This is a genomic window from Neisseria sp. P0019.S002, assembly GCF_051957155.1.
GTDB classification, from domain to species: domain Bacteria; phylum Pseudomonadota; class Gammaproteobacteria; order Burkholderiales; family Neisseriaceae; genus Neisseria; species Neisseria perflava.
The window spans coordinates 1-430 of record NZ_JBQCWS010000189.1; the positions used below are offsets into that span (position 1 = coordinate 1).

Annotated in this window: 2 tRNA genes; both read left to right on the forward strand. The window is 44.4% G+C overall.

The window, feature by feature from the left end:
• Positions 1-27 precede the first annotated feature (27 nt).
• Positions 28-103 (forward strand) — tRNA-Val (locus ACTHTY_RS12235).
• A gap of 32 nt (positions 104-135) precedes the next feature.
• A tRNA-Asp gene (locus ACTHTY_RS12240) sits at positions 136-212 on the forward strand.
• The last annotated feature ends 218 nt before the right edge of the window (positions 213-430 follow it).

Below are 430 nucleotides of genomic sequence, written 5' to 3' on the forward strand. Positions count from 1 at the left end.
GGTTTTTTGGTTTAATCCCGAGTTCTCGGGTGATTAGCTCAGTTGGTAGAGCGTCTGCCTTACAAGCAGAATGTCGGCGGTTCAACTCCGTCATCACCCACCAGTTTTCCTTTCATTGTTGCAAAACAATGATGCGCGGTGGTAGCTCAGTTGGTTAGAGTACCGGCCTGTCACGCCGGGGGTCGCGGGTTCGAGCCCCGTCCGCCGCGCCAAATTTAAAAAGCACCGATTTATCGGTGCTTTTATTTTTGGTCGATGCATTTTATATTTTGGATACTCAATTTAAAAAGGTCGTCTGAAAACAGGTTAAGCGTTTGAATAAAATGCGCTACGTTTGTTTTCAGACGACCTTAATCTCAAAAAGCTTTATTTATGACCATATTCAGCAATATATTGGGCAATTGCAGCTTCAGGGTTAGCAGCGTTAATA